The organism is Micromonospora inositola (assembly GCF_900090285.1).
Lineage (GTDB): Bacteria > Actinomycetota > Actinomycetes > Mycobacteriales > Micromonosporaceae > Micromonospora > Micromonospora inositola.
This window is the reverse complement of record NZ_LT607754.1, coordinates 4,501,157-4,517,885: the sequence shown is the minus strand read 5'-3', so window position 1 is coordinate 4,517,885 and position 16,729 is coordinate 4,501,157. Positions and strand designations below refer to the sequence as shown.

Annotated in this window: 16 protein-coding genes, 1 pseudogene and 1 riboswitch; of the genes and pseudogenes, 6 read left to right on the top strand and 11 right to left on the bottom strand. The window is 73.1% G+C overall.

What is annotated here, in order from left to right; all coding sequences use genetic code 11:
• Window positions 1-115: 115 nt before the first annotated feature.
• The 3 genes from GA0070613_RS21535 to pdhA are packed head-to-tail and all read right to left on the bottom strand — an operon-like array spanning window position 116 to window position 3,800.
• Window positions 116-1,582 carry a dihydrolipoamide acetyltransferase family protein gene (locus GA0070613_RS21535; RefSeq protein WP_089013946.1) on the bottom strand — a complete coding sequence of 489 codons (1,467 nt, stop codon included), beginning with the start codon at window positions 1,580-1,582 and terminating at the stop codon, window positions 116-118.
• Window positions 1,579-2,595: an alpha-ketoacid dehydrogenase subunit beta gene (locus tag GA0070613_RS21530; RefSeq protein ID WP_089013945.1), complete on the bottom strand. Its 1,017-nt coding sequence runs from the start codon at window positions 2,593-2,595 to the stop codon at window positions 1,579-1,581. The genes GA0070613_RS21535 and GA0070613_RS21530 overlap by 4 nt, the downstream gene beginning before the upstream one ends.
• Window positions 2,595-3,800 (bottom strand): pyruvate dehydrogenase (acetyl-transferring) E1 component subunit alpha, encoded by a 1,206-nt coding sequence (gene pdhA / locus GA0070613_RS21525; protein ID WP_172876015.1) that lies wholly within the window; start codon window positions 3,798-3,800, stop codon window positions 2,595-2,597. Before pdhA ends, GA0070613_RS21530 begins: the two co-directional genes overlap by 1 nt.
• A gap of 72 nt (window positions 3,801-3,872) precedes the next feature.
• On the opposite strand from pdhA, the gene GA0070613_RS21520 reads away from it, so the two are divergent.
• Complete coding sequence (locus GA0070613_RS21520; RefSeq protein WP_089013943.1) at window positions 3,873-4,379, top strand: Lrp/AsnC family transcriptional regulator; 507 nt, start codon at window positions 3,873-3,875, stop codon at window positions 4,377-4,379.
• Window position 4,380: 1 nt separating this feature from the next.
• Here GA0070613_RS21520 and GA0070613_RS21515 read toward each other — a convergent pair whose 3' ends face one another.
• The 3 genes from GA0070613_RS21515 to GA0070613_RS21505 form a co-directional block, all read right to left on the bottom strand.
• Window positions 4,381-5,355: a DNA polymerase domain-containing protein gene (locus tag GA0070613_RS21515; RefSeq protein WP_089013942.1), complete on the bottom strand. Its 975-nt coding sequence runs from the start codon at window positions 5,353-5,355 to the stop codon at window positions 4,381-4,383.
• Window positions 5,356-5,397: 42 nt separating this feature from the next.
• Window positions 5,398-5,724, bottom strand: coding sequence for a hypothetical protein (locus GA0070613_RS21510; protein WP_089013941.1), 327 nt, complete (start codon window positions 5,722-5,724; stop codon window positions 5,398-5,400).
• 175 nt (window positions 5,725-5,899) lie between these two features.
• Window positions 5,900-6,130, bottom strand: a complete 231-nt coding sequence (locus tag GA0070613_RS21505) for a hypothetical protein (protein ID WP_089016105.1) — start codon at window positions 6,128-6,130, stop codon at window positions 5,900-5,902.
• A 144-nt stretch (window positions 6,131-6,274) separates the two neighbouring features.
• Here GA0070613_RS21505 and GA0070613_RS21500 point away from each other — a divergent pair, with 144 nt between their 5' ends.
• The 4 genes from GA0070613_RS21500 to GA0070613_RS21485 all read left to right on the top strand — a co-directional run bounded on the left by GA0070613_RS21500 (window position 6,275) and on the right by GA0070613_RS21485 (window position 10,120).
• A complete protein-coding gene (locus tag GA0070613_RS21500) occupies window positions 6,275-7,006 on the top strand; it encodes a histidine phosphatase family protein (protein ID WP_089013940.1) in 732 nt (243 codons plus the stop codon).
• Window positions 6,990-7,859: an NAD(P)H-hydrate dehydratase gene (locus tag GA0070613_RS21495; RefSeq protein WP_089013939.1), complete on the top strand. Its 870-nt coding sequence runs from the start codon at window positions 6,990-6,992 to the stop codon at window positions 7,857-7,859. The genes GA0070613_RS21500 and GA0070613_RS21495 overlap by 17 nt, the downstream gene beginning before the upstream one ends.
• 147 nt (window positions 7,860-8,006) lie before the next feature.
• Window positions 8,007-9,503 (top strand): S8 family peptidase, encoded by a 1,497-nt coding sequence (locus GA0070613_RS21490; RefSeq protein WP_089013938.1) that lies wholly within the window; start codon window positions 8,007-8,009, stop codon window positions 9,501-9,503.
• Window positions 9,504-9,619: 116 nt separating this feature from the next.
• Window positions 9,620-10,120: a hemerythrin domain-containing protein gene (locus GA0070613_RS21485; RefSeq protein WP_089013937.1), complete on the top strand. Its 501-nt coding sequence runs from the start codon at window positions 9,620-9,622 to the stop codon at window positions 10,118-10,120.
• 132 nt (window positions 10,121-10,252) lie between these two features.
• Here the strand turns inward: GA0070613_RS21485 and GA0070613_RS33615 are convergent.
• A pseudogene (locus GA0070613_RS33615) lies at window positions 10,253-10,375 on the bottom strand (metallophosphoesterase); the annotation flags it as partial.
• A gap of 48 nt (window positions 10,376-10,423) precedes the next feature.
• A riboswitch (ZMP/ZTP riboswitch) is annotated at window positions 10,424-10,513 on the top strand.
• A gap of 18 nt (window positions 10,514-10,531) precedes the next feature.
• Between GA0070613_RS33615 and GA0070613_RS21480 the strand changes: the two are divergent.
• Window positions 10,532-11,950, top strand: coding sequence for a glycine hydroxymethyltransferase (locus GA0070613_RS21480; protein WP_089013936.1), 1,419 nt, complete (start codon window positions 10,532-10,534; stop codon window positions 11,948-11,950).
• Between the two features lie 98 nt (window positions 11,951-12,048).
• Here the strand turns inward: GA0070613_RS21480 and GA0070613_RS21475 are convergent, their stop codons facing one another.
• Genes GA0070613_RS21475 through GA0070613_RS21460 form a run of 4 tightly spaced genes read right to left on the bottom strand, consistent with a single transcriptional unit; the run spans window position 12,049 to window position 16,723 of the window.
• On the bottom strand, window positions 12,049-13,083 hold the full coding sequence (locus GA0070613_RS21475; protein ID WP_089013935.1) for a 2-hydroxyacid dehydrogenase: 1,035 nt from the start codon (window positions 13,081-13,083) through the stop codon (window positions 12,049-12,051).
• 45 nt (window positions 13,084-13,128) lie between these two features.
• A complete protein-coding gene (locus GA0070613_RS21470) occupies window positions 13,129-13,749 on the bottom strand; it encodes a histidine phosphatase family protein (RefSeq protein WP_089013934.1) in 621 nt (206 codons plus the stop codon).
• Complete coding sequence (locus tag GA0070613_RS21465; RefSeq protein ID WP_089013933.1) at window positions 13,746-15,230, bottom strand: FGGY-family carbohydrate kinase; 1,485 nt, start codon at window positions 15,228-15,230, stop codon at window positions 13,746-13,748. The genes GA0070613_RS21470 and GA0070613_RS21465 overlap by 4 nt, the downstream gene beginning before the upstream one ends.
• Entirely contained in the window at window positions 15,227-16,723 is a 1,497-nt protein-coding gene (locus tag GA0070613_RS21460; RefSeq protein ID WP_089013932.1) for an FGGY-family carbohydrate kinase, read from the bottom strand. Before GA0070613_RS21460 ends, GA0070613_RS21465 begins: the two co-directional genes overlap by 4 nt.
• Between the last annotated feature and the right edge of the window lie 6 nt (window positions 16,724-16,729).

Genomic DNA, 16,729 nt, shown 5'->3' with positions numbered 1-16,729 from the left:
TTCCCGGGCGGGCCGGCCAGTGTCGGCGACACCGGCATCCCGGTCGGGACCAGACCCGACGGCAGCCCGTACGGGTCGGAGCCGGCCGCCCGGACGGGCGACCGGCTCCGCGCCGTCAGACGTTCGCGACCAGCAGCGCGGGCTGCTCGACGCAGTCCGCGACGTGCCGCAGGAAGCCGCCGGCCACCCCGCCGTCGCAGACCCGGTGGTCGAAGGTGAGGCTGAGCTGCGTGACCTTGCGGACCGCGAGCTGCCCGTCGACCACCCAGGGCTTGTCCACGATCCGGCCGACGCCGAGCAGCGCCGCCTCCGGGTGGTTGATGATCGGCGTGGAACCGTCCACCCCGAACACCCCGTAGTTGTTGAGGGTGAAGGTGCCGCCGGTGAGCCGCGCCGGGGGCAGCGTGCCGGCGCGGGCGGCGGCGGTGGTGGCGGCCAGCTCGGCGGCCAGCTCCCGGGTGGTCAGCCGCTGGGCGTCGCGCAGCACCGGGACCAGCAGGCCCCGGTCGGTCTGCGCGGCGATGCCCAGGTGCACCCCGGCGGACTGGACGATCCGCTGGCCCTCGGTGTCGACGTGGGCGTTGAGCTGCGGGTACTTCCGCAGCCCGCTGAGGCAGATCCGGGCCAGCAGGGCCAGGATGCTGACCGGGGCGTCCGGGGTGGCCGCGTTGATGGCGGCGCGGGTGGCCAGCAACGCGGTGGCGTCCACGTCGACCCAGATGGTCACCTCGGGGATCTCCCGCCGGCTGCGGGAGAGCTTGTCGGCGATGGCCTTGCGGATGCCGGTCAGCGGGATGACGACGTCCTGCTCGCCGGCCGGGGGGAGCCCGACGTGCGCGGCCGGGGCCGGCTGGTCCGGGACGGAGGCCGGCCGGGTGGCCGGGGCGGCCACCGCGGCCTCCACGTCGGCCCGGCGGATCACGCCGCCCGGTCCGGTGCCATGCACCGTCGCCAGGTCCACGCCGCGCTCCCGGGCCAGCCGCCGGACGATCGGCGAGATGACCAGGGCGGCCCCCGGGGACGCGCCGGCGGAGGAACCACTGGACGCGGTCAGGTCGGCCGCACCGTCCGCCTTCGGCGAGGCGGCCGGGCCGGTCGAGGCTGCCGGGCCGGTCGGAGTTGCCGGGCCGGTCGAACCCGCCGCGTTGGTCGCCCCGGCGGGGGCTGGCGCCGCGGCCGTCGGCTCGGGGGCCAGCGCCAGCCGGGGCCGGCGGCGGCGCCGGCCGGAGCCGCCGTGGCCGGTGCCGTACCCGATCAGCACGTTGCCGGAGCCGGCGCGCTCCTCCTCGCGGTAGGTGGCGTGCCCGGCGGGCTCGTCGCCGGCGCCGTCCAGCGGCGCGATGGTGATGAGCGGCTGGCCGACGGGGCGTACCTCACCCGCCGCGCCGTGCAGCGCGACGACCCGACCGGCGTACGGGCAGGGCACATCCACGACCGCCTTGGCGGTCTCCACCTCGACCACGCTCTGGTCCACCGTCACCACGTCGCCGACGGCGACCCGCCACTCGACGATCTCCGCCTCGCTCAGCCCCTCGCCCAGATCGGGCAGGAGGAAGACCTGCGTCCGCTCGACGACGCTCATGCGGCGCTTCCCTGCGACAGCCAGCGCGGGTCGGGCTGGTCGTCCCACTGGAGCCGGGCCACCGTGTCGAGCACCCGGTCCACCGAGGGCAGGTGGGTGTGCTCCAGCATCGGCGCCGGGTACGGGATGTCCAGACCGGACACCCGCAGCACCGGGGCGTGCAGGGCGTGGAAGCAGCGCTCCTGCACCCGGGCGGCGATCTCCGCGCCGACCCCGGCGAAGCCCTGCGCCTCCTGGATCACCACGCAGCGGCCGGTCTTGCGGACCGAGGCGGTGACCGTGGCGTCGTCGAACGGCACGATGGTCCGGACGTCGACGACCTCCAGGTCCCAGCCCTCCTCGCGGGCGGCCTCGGCGGCCTCCAGTGCGACCGGCACCGCCGGCCCGTACGCGACCAGGGTGGCGTCGGTGCCGGGCCGGCGCACGACGGCCGTGCCGAACGGCGCGGTGCGCGCCGGCAGTTCCGCCTCGGCGCTGGAGAAGTAGAGCTTCTTCGGCTCCATGAAGACGACCGGGTCCGGGTCGTCGATCGCCTCGCGCAGCAGCGAGTACGCGTCCTCGACGGTCGCCGGGGTGACCACCTTCAGGCCGGGGGTGTGCGCGTAGTACGCCTCGGAGGAGTCGCAGTGGTGCTCCACGCCGCCGATGCCGCCGGCGTACGGCACCCGGATCACGATCGGCACGCTGAGCGCCCCGCGGGTCCGGTTGCGCAGCTTCGCCACGTGCGAGGCGATCTGCTCGAACGCCGGGTACGCGAACGCGTCGAACTGCATCTCGACCACCGGCCGCAGCCCGGACATGGCCAGGCCGACGGCGAAGCCGACGATGCCGGCCTCGGCGAGCGGCGTGTCGAAGCAGCGCTTGTCACCGAACCGGGCCTGGAGCCCGTCGGTGATCCGGAAGACGCCGCCGAGCTGCCCGACGTCCTCGCCGAAGACGACCACCCGGTCGTCGTCGAGCATCGCGTCGGCGAGCGCGGCGTTGAGCGCCTTCGCCATGGTCATGGTGGCCATCAGGCGTCCCCCTCCTCGTCGCGGGCGGCGGCCAGCTCGGCGCGGACCTGCTCGCGCTGCTCGACCAGCTGCGGGGTCGGCTCGGCGTAGACGTGCTCGAAGAGGCTGAGCGGGTCGACCGTCGGCTGGGCGTTCATCCGCTCGCGCAGCTCCGCGGCGTACGCCTCGGCCTCCTCGGCGATCGCCGCGAAGGCGGTGTCGTCGAGCGCGCCGCGGGCCCGCAGGTAGGTCTCCAGCCGGGCCACCGGGTCCCGGTCGCGCCACGCCTCCACCTCGTCGGGGTCCCGGTAGCGGCTGGCGTCGTCGGCGTTGGTGTGCGCCTCCATCCGGTAGGTGTGCGCCTCCACCAGGAACGGGCCCTTGCCGGACCGGGCGTGCTCCACCGCGCGGGTGAGCACCGCCAGGACGGCCACCGGGTCGTTGCCGTCGACCTGCTCGCTGGGCACGCCGTAGCCGACCCCCTTGTAGGCCAGGCTCGGCGCGGCGGTCTGCCGGGACAGCGGGACGCTGATGGCGTACTTGTTGTTCTGCACGAAGTAGACGACCGGGGCCTTGAACACGGCGGCGAAGTTGACCCCCTCGTGGAAGTCGCCCTCGCTGGTGGCGCCGTCGCCGATGAAGGCCAGCGCGACGGTGTCCCGGCCCTGGTAGGACTCGCCGTAGGCGAGCCCGGCGGCGTGCACGCACTGGGTCGCCAGCGGGGTGCACTGCGGCGCGGTGTGCACCTGCGTCGGGTCGTACCCGCAGTGCCAGTCGCCGCGCAGCAGGGTGAGCACCTCGACCGGGTCGATGCCCCGGGCGGTCAGCGCCATCGACTCGCGGTAGGTGGGGAACACCCAGTCGGTGTCGCGGACGGCGAGCACCCCGCCGACCTGGCAGGCCTCCTGGCCCCGGGAGGACGGGTAGACGGCGAGCCGGCCCTGCTTGGTCAGCGCGGTGGCCTGGACGTCGAAGCGGCGGCCGACGACCATCCGGCGGTACATCTCGCGCAGCGCCTCGACGGGCGGCTCAGGGTAGTCGTCGCGGGCCGGCATCGGGGTGCCGTCCGGGTTCAGCAGTCGAACCGGCTCGGTCGTCGGCAGCAGGCCGGCCGTCGGGTCGGGGGCGGCCGGGGTGGCCGGCCGGCGGGTGCGCGGGGATGCCCTGCGGACCGCCTGGGGTGTGGTCGTCACGGCGGGGACCTCCTGGACGTGTGGTGGCCCTATGCTCCTGCTGTTGGATGATTGACTCAAGATCCCCGGCGAACGTGGGACGAATGGCGAACCGAGGAGCGATTCATGAGCCAGGAGACCACCCCGACACCGGGCGAGGCGGGCGGAACGGGACGTTCGGTCGGGCCGCTCGACGAGGTGGACCGGCGGATCCTGGACGAGCTGGTCCGGGACGGCCGCCTCTCCATCCGTACGCTGGCCGAACGAGTGCACGTCTCGCGGACCAACGCGTACGCCCGGGTGGAGCGGTTGCTGCGGGACGGGGTGGTCACCGGGTTCCGGGCCCAGGTCGCGCCGGAGCCGGCCGGGCTCGGCACGTCGGCGTACATCGCGCTGACCATCGAACAGAACACCTGGCGCGAGGTCTCCGCCGAGCTGGCCCAGGTCCGCTACGTCGAACACGTCGCGCTGCTCAGCGGCGAGCACGACGTCCTCGCGCTGGTCCGGGCGCCGGACAACGCCACCCTGCGGGACGTGGTGCTGGAACGGGTGCAGAGCATCGCCGGGGTGCTGTCGACGCGGACCTGGCTGGTCTTCGAGGAGTTCAGCGGCGCGCAGAGTCCCTGGCAGTGACTCAGCGCTCCGGCGGGGCCGCCAGCCCCTCCCGGTCGGCCAGCTCCAGCAGCGGCTCCAGGGAGAAGCGCCGCCCGTCCAGGCCCGCGTGGGGGTCACCCCGCTCGGCGAACCGGCCCGGCATGCTGACCACGTCGAAGTCCTCCGGGCGCGCGTCGTCCAGCTCCGACCAGTCCAGCGGCGCGGAGACCAGCGCCGCCGGCGTGGGCCGGATCGAGTACGCCGAGGTCACGGTGTGGTCCCGGGCCATCTGGTTGTAGTCCACGAAGACCGGCCGGTCCCGCTGCTCCCGCCACCAGGTGGTGGTGACCAGGTCGGGCAGCCGGCGCTGCATCTCGCGGCCCAGCGCCAGCACCGCCCGCCGGCACTCGCCGAAGCTCCAGCGCGGTTCGATCGACAGGTAGACGTGCAGGCCACGCCCGCCGGTGGTCTTCGGGTAGCCGACCAGCCCCAGCTCGTCGAGGAACGCCCGCACCTCCTGCGCGACCGGGACCACCTGCGCGAAGTCGACGCCCGGCATCGGGTCGAGGTCGATCCGGAGCTGGTCGGGGTGGTCCACGTCGGCCGCCGAGACCGGCCACGGGTGGAAGCGCAGGGTGCCGAGGTTCGCCGCCCAGATCACCACGGCCAGCTCGCTCGGGGCCACCTCGTCGGCGGTCCGCCCGCTGGGGAAGGTGAGGTGCGCGGTGCGCACCCAGTCAGGCGCGCCCGCCGGCAGCCGCTTCTGGTAGAAGGCGTCGCCCCGGTTGGTCTGCCGGGTGGCGATCTTCGCCCCCTCGAACACGCCCCGCGGCCAGCGCTCCAGCATGGTCGGACGGTCCCGCAGCGCGCGCAGGATGCCGTCGCCGACCGCGAGGAAGTAACTGACCACGTCCAGCTTGGTCAGTCCGCGCTCCGGGAAGTACGGCTTGTCGGGGCTGGAGACGCGAACCAGCCGCTCCCCCACCCGGATCTCCTCGGCCGCCGTGGTCGCCACGCCTCACACCGTACGACGCCGGTCCACCCGCCGCGGGACTTGTCAGGCGACCAGCAGGATGCCGACGGCGATCAGCGGCACCGCGACGAACAGGAAGATGCCGACCCCCGTGAGCACCCGTCCGCCACCGGCCCCCTCCCGTTCGGGTGCGAGCCCGAACACGGAACGCGCGGGCATCGTCTCGATCCGGCTCAGCGTCAGGTCACCGGTCATCCCGAGCAGCGCGCCGACGACCAGGAAACCCACCCCGAGCCGGTGGGTGAACTCGCCCCCGCTCACCGCCACCCAGACGCCGACGCCAGCGGCGATCAGCACCACCGCGATGGCGAAGAGCACGAGCGCTTCCCGCAGACCCTTGAGGACCGTCAACGGTGGCTCCGTCCCGTCGTGTCGGAGGGGACATCATCCTCCATCGACGGGTCGGCCGCTGCCCCGCGGGGCAGCGGTCAGTCGGGCCAGTGGCTGTCCGGGAGGGTCGTCGGTGTCGCGGCTGCCGGGACCGGGCGCGACGAGGTTGTCCGTCCGGTCCCGGCGGCGCCGGTGCTCAGCGCCCTTCCTGCTGCATGCGCGCCATGAGCATCTGCTTGCCCTGATCACCCGCCTTGCGGTTGTTCTCCTGGATTTTGCGGAACCAGCTGGCGAGTTCCGTGTCGCCCCGCTGGTCCGCGTCCGCGATGTACGTGTCCATCCGGTAGATGTTCTCCAGCGACATCTGCAGCATGTGGATCAGGTCGTAGTTCTTGTCCCTCACCGGGCTCATCTGTTCCTTGGTCATGGTCGCCACGGCATGCCTCCCCATGTCTCGACTTCCGGTGGAACCAGCGCTTACCCGGCTTCGACTCGTTCACGCCCCGCTGGATCGGGGGCCGGCCGCCGACCGCACGGTTACCCGGCACGGGCCCCGGGTACCGGAGGGCGCATGGCGGAACTGGCGGCGCTCTGGATCGTGCGGCACGGCGAGAGCACGGCGAACGTCGCGGCGACCGAGGCGGAGACGTCCGGGGCCGAGCTGATCGACCTGACCCACCGGGACGCGGACGTGCCGCTGTCGACGACCGGGGAGGAGCAGGCCCGGGCCACCGGCCGCTGGCTGGCCGGGCTGCCCGAGGCGCGCCGTCCCGACGTGGCGGTGGTGTCGCCGTACCTGCGGGCGGTGCGGACGGCCGAGCTTGCCCTCGCCGACACCGGGATCCCGGTCAGCCGGGACGAGCGGCTGCGCGACCGGGAGCTGGGCATCCTCGACGGGCTGACAGGGCGCGGCGTGCGCCAGCGGTTCCCGGCGGAGGCGGACCGCCGGGCCCGGCTCGGCAAGTTCTACTACCGGCCGCCCGGCGGCGAGTCGTGGACGGACGTGGCGCTGCGACTGCGGACCCTCCTCGGCGACCTGCGCCGCGACCACGAGGACCGGCGGGTGCTGCTCTTCGGCCACGACGCGCTGGTCTTCCTGCTGCGCTATCTGGTGGAGGGGCTGACGGAGGCGGAGCTGATGTCGCTCACCCGGGAGCACGTCATCGCCAACTGTTCGGTGACCGGCTGGTCGGCGGACGCCGACGGCCGGTTGTCCCCGGACGTGTTCAACGACGTCGCCCACCTGCACCAGCAGGGCGCGCGGCCGACCAGGGAGGACGAGGTCCATGCCGAACCGGTCTGACACCCCGGTCATCACCCCCGCGCTGCTGCGGGACTGGGCGCTGCCGGTGCCGACCGGCGGCAAGGAGCACCGCGGCACGGTGCTCGTGGTCGGCGGCTCCCGGTTCACCCCGGGCGCGGTGCTGCTGGCCGGGGTGGCCGCGTTGCGCGCCGGCGCCGGCGTGCTCCAGCTGGCCGCCGCCGAGTCCACCGCCACGGCGCTGAGCATCCAGGTGCCGGAGGCGCTGGTGGTGGGGTTGCCGGAGACCCGCGACGGCGCGGTCGAGGGCGGACCGGGCGACCTCCTGGCCGACCTGGTGGCCGACGCCGACGTGGTGGCCGTCGGCCCCGGGCTCAAGGACATCGACGCCACCCGGGGACTGCTGGACCTGGTGCTCGGGGCGGCCGGACCGGAGACGCCACTGGTGCTCGACGCGTACGCCCTCGGCGCGCTCAGCCACGCCCCCGACCTGCTGGTCGGTTCGGGCCGGCCGGTGGTGCTCACCCCGAACCTCACCGAGGCCCGGCACCTGCTCGACCGGGACCTCGGCGACGATCTGGACGCCGAGGCGGCCGAGCTGGCCCGCCGCTACGACGCGGTGGTCTCCCTGTACGGACACATCGCCACCCCGGACGGGCGGGGCTGGCGGGAGGAGAGCGGCGACGCCGGACTGGGCACGTCGGGCAGCGGCGACGTCCGTGCGGGTCTGCTCGCCGGCCTGCTCTCCCGCGGCGCCGAGCCGGCACAGGCCGCCTGCTGGGCCGCGTTCGCGCACGCCGTCAGCGGCCAGCGGCTGGTCCCCCGCTACGGGCGGATCGGCTTCCTCGCTCGGGAGCTACTGGACGAGATCCCCCACACGTTGGCCACCGTCTGACGGTTGTTGTTCGTCCGTTCGGGTGTGTGTAACAACACATCGACTTCCTACGCTGAACCCTCGGAAGCGGGCAGCCTGCCCGTTTCCCGCCGGTCCGCTCCCCGCCAGGGAGTGCGACCCGGCCGGAACGGCCCCCTGGGAGTCTGTGTGAAGAACCTCCGTCGCAAGACACTGGCCGCCGCGTCCGCCGTGACGCTCGGCGTCGGTCTCGCCGTCACCGGCGGGCTGGCACCGGCGGCGGCCGCGGGAACGGACACCACGTTCCTGGTCCTCGCCCCGCAGGGCGCCCACACCGCGAAGGCCGCCGCCCGGGTGGCGGCCGCCAAGGGCACCGTGGTGGCCAACTACGACCAGATCGGCGTGCTCGTCGTCCGGTCGACCAACCCGAACTTCGCCACCCAGGTGGCGGGCGCGGGAGTCGACTCGGTCGCGTCCACCGCCGGCCTGGGCACCGCCCTCGACGAGGGCGAGACCGTCGAGGTCTCCGCGGCCGACGTCGCCAACGCCACCGGCGACCCGACCAAGGAGCCCATGTACGGGCAGCAGTGGGACATGAACATGATCCACGTCCCGCAGGCCCACGCGGTCAACGCCGGCAGCTCGAACGTCGTCGTCGGCGTGCTGGACAGCGGCATCTCCAGCACCCACCCGGACCTGGCGACGCAGATCGCCAAGGACAAGTCCACGTCCTGCCTCGGCGGTGTCACCGACACCACCGAAGCGGCGTGGAACCCGACCACCAGCGACCACGGCACCCACGTGGCCGGCACCATCGCCGCCGCCGTCAACGGCGTCGGCGTGACCGGCATCGCGCCGGGCGTCAAGGTCGCGGCCGTCAAGGTGGTCAACGACGCCGGCTTCATCTACCCGGAGGCTGCGGTCTGCGGGTTCATGTGGGCCGCCACCCACGGCATGCAGCTGACCAACAACAGCTACTTCATCGACCCGTGGGAGTTCAACTGCCGCAACGACGCACGCCAGCGTCCGGTGTGGCAGGCGGTGCAGCGGGCCATCCGCTACTCGCAGAGCGAGGGCGTGCTGAACATCGCGTCCGCCGGCAACTCCAACTACGACCTGGCGCACAAGTTCGTGGACCCGAACAGTCCGAACAACCTTCCGGATGACCAGGATCCGGAGGTGCGGACCATCACCGGCGCCTGCGTCGACCTGCCCGCCGAGGCGCCGGGCGTGGTGACCGTCTCGGCGGTCGGCCCGACTGGGGCGAAGAGCTACTACTCCTCGTACGGCCAGGGCGTCATCGATGTCACCGCACCCGGTGGTGACAGGTGGTTCCGCACCCGCGGCGCCAGCCCGACCAACACCGACCAGATCCTGTCGACCACCTTCAACACCGTGACGAAGACCAACGGTTGGGGTTACAAGCAGGGCACCTCGATGTCCGGCCCGCACGCCGCCGGCGTCGCGGCGCTGGCGCTGTCGGCGCACCCGGACATGACCCCGGGCCAACTGGCGGCGTTCCTGGAGCGTACGTCGGTGGCGCAGTCCTGCCCGGACGGCGTCTACAACCCGGCGCCGCTGCACCCGACGGCGGGCCCGACGGCCTACAACGCGACCTGCTCCGGCGGGGAGCGCAACTCGTTCTACGGCGCCGGCATGGTCGACGCCTACAACGTGGTGCGGTAGCAGCACGGCGCGACCAGTGGTGGGGCCCGGCGGAACGTCGCCGGGCCCCACCCGTTTCCGCAGCTCATGTCGGGGGTAGGGGATCATCCGTCAGCCCAACCCCCTAGGAGGTACCGGTGTCCACCGACGCCATCGTGCTGCTCAAAGAGGACCACAAGGAAATGCGCCGGCTCTTCCGGGAGTTCCAGAAGGCCGAGGACGGCCCGGCCAGCCGCCGGCAGGAGCTGGTGAACCAGATCCTGGAAGCCCTGACGGTGCACACCTACCTGGAGAACGAGGTGATGTACCCCGAGGTCCGCAAGCTCCTGCCGGACCTCGAGGACGACATCCTCGAGTCGTACGAGGAGCACCACGTGGCGGACCTCCTCTGCGCGGAGCTGGCCGCCATGGACGCCTCCGACGAGCGCTTCGTCGCCAAGACCACCGTGCTGATCGAGAACGTCGAGCACCACGTCGAGGAGGAGGAGCAGGAGTGGTTCCCCAAGGTGCGGGAGGCGCTCGGCCGCAACCAGCTCCAGGAGATCGGCCAGCGGATGATCGACGTGCGGGTGAACGCCCCGCGTACCCCGGACGACCCGAAGGCCCGCAAGAGCCAGCTCGACGCCGCCACCGCCTGACCCCCGCGACTCCCCCCGGGGCCCGGCCGCCGGCCGGGCCCCGGCGTGTGTCACCAGGCGGTCGGGGTGCCCTCCGGCGCGGGCAGGACCCGACGCGGGATGCCCGCCGGCACCTCCGCTGCCGCCACTCGCGCGGGTAGCCGTCGTCGCCACCCGGTCCGCGGACCAGGCCGCCCGGCTCGGGTACGGGTCGGGATGCGGCAGGAACTCGTCGGTGCAGACCACCCCGGTCCGGTACGCCTCGGCCAGCACGGCGGAGGTCCACCCGGCCACGCCACCCCCGGGGGTGGACCCGGTAGGATCGGCGCGGGCCGTTACTGGCGCGTGGGGATGGAGAACCATCGGGGAGCGGTCCCGTCACGAGGACGCACGCCGAGCGCCTGGGCCTTCCGCACGTCACCAGGAGGTCGCATGTCGCTGAACGCCGAATCCACCGCCTTCCGCAGCGCGCTCGAGGTGATCCGGGCCGTCGAGCCGCGGGTGGCCGACGCCATCGGGGCGGAGCTGGCCGACCAGCGCGAGTCCCTCAAGCTCATCGCGAGCGAGAACTACGCCTCTCCGGCCACCCTGCTGGCCATGGGCAACTGGTTCAGCGACAAGTACGCCGAGGGCACCATCGGCCGCCGCTTCTACGCCGGCTGCCAGAACGTCGACACCGTCGAGGCGCTCGCCGCCGAGCACGCCAAGGAGCTGTTCGGCGCCGCCCACGCGTACGTGCAGCCGCACTCCGGCATCGACGCCAACCTGGTCGCGTTCTGGGCGATCCTGGCCGACCGCGTCGAGTCCCCCGCCCTCAAAAAGGCCCAGGTACGCCAGGTCAACGACCTCACCGAGGCGGACTGGTTCGCGCTGCGCCGCGAGCTGGGCAACCAGCGGATGCTGGGCATGTCGCTGGATGCCGGCGGTCACCTCACCCACGGCTTCCGGCCGAACATCTCCGGCAAGATGTTCGACCAGCGCAGCTACGGCACCGACCCGGCCACCGGCCTGATCGACTACGACAAGGTCGCCGAGGCGGCCCGCGAGTTCAAGCCGCTGATCCTGGTGGCCGGCTACTCGGCGTACCCGCGGAAGGTCAATTTCCGGATCATGCGGGAGATCGCCGACTCCGTGGGCGCCACCTTCATGGTCGACATGGCGCACTTCGCCGGTCTGGTCGCGGGCAAGGTCTTCACCGGCGACTTCGACCCGGTGCCGCACGCGCACATCGTCACCACCACCACCCACAAGTCGCTGCGCGGCCCGCGCGGTGGCATGGTGCTGTGCGGGCCGGAGCTGGCCGACCAGGTCGACCGGGGCTGCCCGATGGTGCTCGGCGGCCCGCTGCCGCACGTGATGGCCGCCAAGGCGGTCGCCCTGGCCGAGGCCCGCCGCCCCGACTTCGCCGACTACGCCCAGCGGATCGTCGACAACGCCCAGGCGCTCGCCGACGGGCTGCTGCGCCGCGGCGCGAAGCTGGTCACCGGTGGCACCGAGAACCACCTGGTGCTCATCGACGTCACCGGCTACGGCCTCACCGGCCGGCAGGCCGAGCAGGCGCTGCTCGACTCGGGCATCGTCACCAACCGCAACGCGGTCCCGCAGGACCCGAACGGCGCCTGGTACACCTCGGGCATCCGGATCGGCACCCCGGCGCTGACCACCCGGGGCCTCGGCACGGCGGAGATGGACCAGACCGCCGAGCTGATCCACACCGTGCTCAACCAGACCACGTCCGGCGAGTCCAAGGCGAAGTACGTCCTCGACCCGGCCCTCGCCGACACGGTCAGCAAGCAGGCCAGCGACCTGCTCGCCGGCTTTCCCCTCTACCCCGCCGTCGACCTCGGCTGACCGCCCCTGAAAGCGTCGATCATGGAGGTTGTGGTGCCCGGTACGGGCCGATTTCCGGCCTCCGTCCCCCACCACCACTCCATGATCGACCGAGCCGGTCAGACCAGCACCCGCGGGTTGGCGCAGAACCGGAGCCGCTCCCCGCGCAGGTACCGGCCCACCTCTCCGGCGACGATACCGGCGGCGTTCGCGGCGGTCTCCTTGCTGGCCCCGGCCAGGTGCGGGGTCATCACAATGTTCGGCGTGCTGAGCAGCCGGGAATCGGCCGGGATCGGTTCCTGCGGGAACACGTCGAAGGCCGCGCCGAACAGGTGCCCGGTGTCGAGGGCGTCGCACACGGCGTCGTAGTCGAGCAACGCGCCCCGGGCGCAATTGACGATGACCGAACCGGCCGGCATCGCCGCCAGTTGCGCGGCACCGATCATCCCCGCGGTCTCGGGCGTGACGCGGGCATGAAGAGACACGATGCGCGACCTCGACAGCAGGTCGTCAAGAGAGGTCAACTCGGCGATCCCGTTGAGTTGGTCTTCGGTGACGTACGGATCGTGCACCAGAACCCGCGCGCCGAACGCGTGGAGCATGCGGGCCACCCGGCGGCCGATGGCGCCGAACCCGACCAGTCCCACGGTGCTGCCGCCCAGCTCCGGTCCGACGCTCTCGTACCGGTAGTAGTCGCCACGCCAGACGCCGTTGACAAGGTCCTGGTGCGTGGGTGCGATCCGGCGGATGGCAGCGAGGATCATGGCGACGGTGTGCTCCGCCGTGGCGGCGGCGTTGCGGCCTGGCGCGGAGCAGACGGCGACACCCCGCTCCGTCGCCGCCTCGAGGTTCACGTTGACCGGCCCGCCGCGGCTGACGCAGACCAGCTCGAGGCCCGGTGCGGCCTCGAGCACCTTGCGGGTGATCGGCGCCATCTGCGTGACGCAGACGCGGACGCCTCGCAGCGCCTCGATCAACTCGTCCTCGGTGCCGGACGCTTCATGGACCTCTGCCACCGGCCCGAACGGCTCAACCGGCCAGGGAAGCGTCAGCTCGCTGATGTCGAGACCGTCGGGGACCTCGGCGCGCACGGCGTCGACGAGCAGACGGTTGAGAACGAAGTGGTCGCCGGCGGCGAGCAGGCGGACGCTCATCACAGAACTCCAGGGTTGTCGCGGGGGTGGCGGCCGGACGTGTACTCACGCCACGGGCCGCGCTCCGATCGGGGCGTTGAACTCGATGAGGGAGAACCGACCACCGTCCAACCGGATCTCCGTCAGGGCGCAGTTGCGGACGAACGGGAACAGCCGGCGGTAGTCCCGCAGCGGTACCGCGAGCAGCTGACACAGCGCCAGCCGGATCGCGGTCGTGTGCGCGACCACCAGCACCCGGCCGTCCGGATGCTGGGCCGCGATGTCGTGGAGGCATTCGGTGAACCGCTGCGCCGCGTGGGCGGGATCCTCCCCGCCCGGCAGGTGGTCGGCGACGGGATCGGCGTGGAAGGCGTCCAACGCCTCAGGGAACTGCTCACGCATCTCCCCCCGGGTCAGCCCTTCCGCGTCACCGAAGTCGAGCTCCCGGAGGCGTTCATCGACCCGCAGCGGCGTGCCGGCAGCCTCGGCGCAGGGCCGGGCGGTGAGCTGGGCCCGGCTCAGGGTCGAGGTCCACACGCCGGACAGTCCTGCCGTTCCGGCCCAGCCGGCCAGCTGCGCGGCCTGGTCGTGCCCCCGAGCCGTGAGCGAGATGTCGCTGACACCGGCGTACCGGTTCTCCGCGTGCCAGACGGTTTCCCCGTGGCGGACGAGGACGAGGGTGGTCATTGGGCTGTCCTTTCCCGTGCGTGTGCGGCCGCAGCCGACGGCAGCCAGCCCCGATGCTCGAGCATCTCGACCAGCCGCAGGTATCCCGGCGTGAACCGGCTGTGCGAACCCGCTCGCGGCTCGACGACCGCCCGCACCCGCACCATGGCCGCCGCGACCTCGACCGGGTCACGGTCGGCGGCCGCCGCGAGGATCGCCATGCCGAGCGCGGGCTCGGCGTTCTCCGGCAGCACCACCGGCCGACCGAGGATGTCGGCGCGCAACTGGTTCCAGTACCCGCTGCGGGTGGCGCCGCCGGTCAGCACCAGGTCGCCGTCGAGCGGGGCGCCGAGCAGGTGGAGGTAGTCGAAGCAGAGGCGCTCCACATACGCGACACCCTGCAGCACGGCCGCGAACCGGTCGGCTTCCCCGGCCGGCTCGCCGACGAGGAACCCGCGTGCCCGGGGGGCGACGAACGGAAAGCGTTCCCCGGTGGAGACCAGCGGGTAGCAGACGGCGTTCGCCGGCTCGTGGGACGCCGCCGCGCGATTGAGGGCATCGAGGTCGCCGCCCGGGAAGTCGCGCGAGACGGCTCCCGCCCCGGTGCTGGACGCGCCGCCGGGCAGCCAGGTGTCGTTCGGGCCGCGGTGCGAGTACACCACCCCGGCCGGGTCGTGGACGGGCTCCCGGGCGACGCCCTTGAGCACCAGCGTGGTGCCGAGCACGGAGTTCCAGCTGCCGACCCGCAGCGCGCCGGACCCGAGCTGCGCCGCGCACCCGTCCGTCATGCCGGCGAACACCGGGGTGCCGACGGGGATGCCGGTCTGCTCGCCGGCGGCAGCGCAGACCGCGCCGAGGCGGGTGCCGGGCCGGACCAGCGGCGGCAGCAGCTCACCGGGCACGCCGAGCGCGTCGAGGACGGCGACCGGCCACTCGCCGTTGACGAGGTGGGCACCGGTCTTGAGGGCGTTGCTCAGGTCGGTCGGCACCTCGTGCCCGACAAGTCGACGGTTGATCACATCGCTCTGGTGCGCCAGCCGGTGCGCCCCTGTCGCGCCGGGGTGGTGCCGCAGCAACCAGAGCAGCTTCGGCAGGGCCCAGGCGGGCTGCATCCGCTGGTATCCGAGAGCCGCCCAGGTCGCCGCGCCGACATCGTTGACCTGCTCGACCTCGGGGGCCGCGCGGGTGTCGTCGTACATGACGCCCGGGGTCACCGGCTCGCCGGTCTCGTCGACCAGGAGCACCGTTCCGGAGGTGGCGTCGACGGCGACCCCCTGGACGCTGGCCGGCGCCACGTCGGCCAGCGCCGCACGCGCCGCGACGGACACGGCGGCCCACCACTGTCGCGGATCCTGCTCGTGCCGGTTGCCGTCGCGGCGGCTGGTCAGCGGCGCGCTACCCATGCCGACCACGACACCCTGGCCGGTGACGGCGAGGGCCCGCACGCTCTGCGTGCCGAGATCGAGCCCGATCCAGACGCCGTCGTCCTCCGGGAGCGTCACCGGTCCCCCTCCCCGCGCAGGGCCGCCAGTTTCGGCCACGCCGTCGCCGACTGCTGGCGCAGGCGGACGAACTCCCCGAACAGCACGGCGTAGCGCCGCGTCCGGTCCGGGTCCGGCTCGAACGAGTCCGGTACACGCACGTGCGCGGCGACCGCATCCTCCACCGTGCTCACGGCCCCGGTGGCCAGCCTCCCGACGACGTACGCGCCACGGGCGCCGACCTCGGTGTCCACGGAACGCCGCACGGGCACCCCGACCACGTCGGCGATCAACTGGGCCCAGGCGTCGTTCACCGCGCCGCCGCCGCAGATCCGCAGCTCCGTCGGCGTGACCCGCGAGGCCGCCAGGCAGTCACGGATGACGAGGGTGAGCCCTTCGATCACCGCGCGGGCGATGTGCTCCCGGCCGTGTTCGACGGAGAGCCCGAACAGCACACCTCTCGCCCGCGTGTCGACGAACGGCACCCGCTCGCCGGCCGGTGACAGGTAGGGCAGGAACACCAGACCGGCGGCGCCGGCCGGCGCGTGGCCCGCCAGTTCGATCAGTTGTCCGGGGTGGTCCAGGCCGAGCATCCCGCACGCCCAGGTCAGCACCTCGGTGCCGGCCAGCGCGGGCATCGCCCGCAGGTGCCGGCCGGGTACGCCGAGCGCGACGGTCACCCCGAGCGGCTCGCTCCCGAGCGACACGTCGTCGGTCACCACCTCCGTGCAGAGCGTGGTGCCGAGGATGCTGCACGCCTGGCCGGGGCGGACCGCACCGGCACCGATCGCCGTCGAGGCGATGTCGTAGGGGGCGACCACGACCGGCGTACCCGCCGGCACGCCGACCTCGGCGGCGGCGTCCGCCCCCAGTGGGGCGACCCGCCGCGCGCCCCCGGCCACCGGTGGCAGCAGCCGCTCCGCCCACGCCAGGTCGAACAGATCGAGCAGCCGACGGTCGTACCGGCCGGTCCGCAGCTCCACGAACGGCGCCGACGCGTCCGACTCCTCCATCACGACCGCGCCAGTGAGCTGGGCGAAGAGCCAACCACCGCAGGTCAGGACGGCTGCCGAGCGCTCCAGCCGGTCCGGGTCGTGGGTACGCAGCCAGCTGAGGATCGCGTTGGGCAGCCCGGCGAACGTCACGGAGCCGTTGCGACGGAACGCCTCGGCGAGCACGCCGGCGTCGGACCAGCCCCGCACGACCGCCGCGGCCCGACCGTCGTTCCAGAGCACGGCGGGACCCGTCGGTGCGCCGGCCTGGTCGACCAGCCAGCAGCCGTCTCCCTGTGCAGTGACCGCCAGGAACTCGATCTCACCGCGCAGCTGTGTGCCGACGGCCCGGACCGCGCGGAACACCGCGTCCCGGACCTGGAGCATGTCCTGCTCGACCCAGCCGGACCTCGGCCGCCGCACCGGGGCCGGTTCACGGACGACGACGGTCTCCAGGCCCTTCTCGTCGTAACCGACGGCCTTGATCATCGTCGTACCGGCGTCGATGGAGATGGCTGCCACGATCTT

What these genes read in the sequence shown, in the direction of transcription:
- GA0070613_RS21535 (WP_089013946.1), bottom strand. Translation starts at nt 1,582, where the DNA reads ATGAGCGTCGTCGAGCGGACGCAGGTCTTCCTCCTGCCCGATCTGGGC.
- GA0070613_RS21530 (WP_089013945.1), bottom strand. Translation starts at nt 2,595, where the DNA reads ATGGCCACCATGACCATGGCGAAGGCGCTCAACGCCGCGCTCGCCGAC.
- GA0070613_RS21520 (WP_089013943.1), top strand. Translation starts at nt 3,873, where the DNA reads ATGAGCCAGGAGACCACCCCGACACCGGGCGAGGCGGGCGGAACGGGA.
- GA0070613_RS21505 (WP_089016105.1), bottom strand. Translation starts at nt 6,130, where the DNA reads ATGACCAAGGAACAGATGAGCCCGGTGAGGGACAAGAACTACGACCTG.
- GA0070613_RS21500 (WP_089013940.1), top strand. Translation starts at nt 6,275, where the DNA reads ATGGCGGAACTGGCGGCGCTCTGGATCGTGCGGCACGGCGAGAGCACG.
- GA0070613_RS21495 (WP_089013939.1), top strand. Translation starts at nt 6,990, where the DNA reads ATGCCGAACCGGTCTGACACCCCGGTCATCACCCCCGCGCTGCTGCGG.
- GA0070613_RS21480 (WP_089013936.1), top strand. Translation starts at nt 10,532, where the DNA reads ATGTCGCTGAACGCCGAATCCACCGCCTTCCGCAGCGCGCTCGAGGTG.
- GA0070613_RS21475 (WP_089013935.1), bottom strand. Translation starts at nt 13,083, where the DNA reads ATGAGCGTCCGCCTGCTCGCCGCCGGCGACCACTTCGTTCTCAACCGT.
- GA0070613_RS21470 (WP_089013934.1), bottom strand. Translation starts at nt 13,749, where the DNA reads ATGACCACCCTCGTCCTCGTCCGCCACGGGGAAACCGTCTGGCACGCG.